At 62.0% G+C, this 2,066-nt stretch carries 1 protein-coding gene; it reads left to right on the plus strand.

The annotated features are described in order from the left end of the window. The coding region (locus tag MPJ51_RS20885) for a cobaltochelatase subunit CobT (protein WP_298390862.1) at window positions 1–1,623 on the plus strand (1,623 nt) is incomplete at its 5' end. Window positions 1,624–2,066 lie beyond the last annotated feature (443 nt).

Consider the following 2,066-nt stretch of genomic DNA (forward strand, 5'->3'; position numbering starts at 1 on the left):
CCTCCGGGCGATATGGCGCGCGATCTCTATGAGGCGATGGAAACCGCCCGGTGCGAGGCGATGGGCGCTCGGGATATGCCCGGCACTGCCTCCAACATCGACGTCAAGATCGGGCATGAGGCGATCCGGCGCGGCTACGACCAGTGCCGTCAACCCGCCGAGGCGCCCTTGTCGGTCGCCGCCGGTTACCTGATCCGCCATCTGGCCACCGGGCGTGAATTGCCGCCTGCCGCCGAAAACGTCATGAACCTGTGGCGCGGCTTTATCGAGGAACAGGCTGGCGGAACGCTGGAAAACCTCGATGACATCCTTTCGGATCAGGCCGAGTTTGCCAAATTCGCGCGGCAGATGATCAAGGATCTGGGCTATGGCGACCAGCTGGGCGAAGACCCCGATGAGCTGGACGACGAACAGGAAGATCAGGCCGAGGACGACGCCGAGGAACAGCCCGATCCCGACAGCACCGGTCAGGATGATCAGGACGAACAGGACGCCGACGCGACGCCTGAACAGACGCAGGAAGAGCAGCAGGATCAATCTCAGGCCCAGGTCTCGATGGATGAGATGGCCGAGGATGAGATGGGTGATGAGGCCGAAATGCCCGAAGGCGAGGCCCCGCTGGAGCCGCCCGCGCCGCCGCCTGCGTCCGAAGCGGACCCGGATTACAAGGTCTACCTGAACACCCATGACGAAGAGATCGCCGCCGAGGATCTGGCCGAACCTGCCGAACTGGAACGCCTGCGCGCCTATCTGGATCAGCAGCTTGAGCCCCTGAAGGGCGCGGTCAGCCGTCTTGCCAACAAGCTGCAGCGCCGGTTGCAGGCACAACAGAACCGCTCGTGGGAGTTCGACCGCGAAGAAGGCATTCTGGATGCTGGCCGTCTGGCGCGCGTGGTGGCCAACCCGACCACGCCGCTGAGCTTCAAGGTCGAGAAGGATACCGAATTCCGCGATACGGTGGTGACCTTGCTGCTGGACAATTCCGGCTCGATGCGCGGGCGCCCGATTTCGATTGCCGCGATTTGCGCCGATGTTCTGGCCCGCACGCTGGAACGCTGCAATGTGAAGGTCGAGATTCTGGGCTTTACCACCCGCGCCTGGAAAGGCGGTCAGGCGCGTGAGGCTTGGCTGAACGATGGCCGTCCGCAGCAGCCGGGTCGTCTGAACGATCTGCGCCACATCATCTACAAGGGTGCCGACGCGCCATGGCGCCGCGCGCGCGACAATCTGGGTCTGATGATGAAAGAGGGCCTGCTGAAGGAAAATATCGACGGTGAGGCGCTGGAATGGGCGCATCGCCGGATGCTGGCGCGGCGCGAGCAGCGCAAGATCCTGATGGTGATTTCCGATGGCGCTCCGGTCGATGATTCAACGCTCAGCGTCAATCCGGCGAACTATCTTGAAAAGCACCTGCGCGACGTGATCGCCATGGTTGAAAAGCGCAAGATGGTCGAGCTGTTGGCAATTGGGATCGGTCATGACGTGACACGGTATTATGACCGTGCGGTGACGATCACGGATGTCGAACAATTGGCCGGTGCAATGACCGAGCAACTGGCCGCCCTGTTCGACAGCGACCCGCGCGCAAGGGCCCGGGTGATGGGGATGAAGCGGGCCAGCTAAACCCGTTGACCTTTTCCTGCCGGGCGGAATAGCATGTGTGCTATCCACCCTCTGACCGTCGTTCCATGACGCCGCTCGGTTCGGGGTGGGGTTAAACTGCGCCTGTGCCGAACGGCAAGATGGCGCAGCAATGCGGTGTCGAAGGGCGGCATCATCACTCTCTCCTGTCTGTTGCCGTCACTCTGGCAACCCCTCCGCCCCCGCGCTTGAAGACTTTCCTGAGAAATCCCTGCGAAACCCTTGGGATGGCCATTGAACCTTGTGGCCCCCATCGAAACGGAGTGTATTCGGCCCATGCGCTATGAATTTGCAGATTGTGTTCTAGACGTTGACCGCCACGTACTGCTGCGCGGCGGTCAGGCCGTTCCGGTGGAACCACAAGTCTTTGACCTGTTGGAATTACTGGCCGAACGCCCCGGCAAGCTGGTGACGCGGGAAGAGAT

The sequence above is a fragment of the Ruegeria sp. genome (genome assembly GCF_028066395.1).
In the GTDB taxonomy this organism is placed as follows: Bacteria; Pseudomonadota; Alphaproteobacteria; order Rhodobacterales; family Rhodobacteraceae; genus Ruegeria.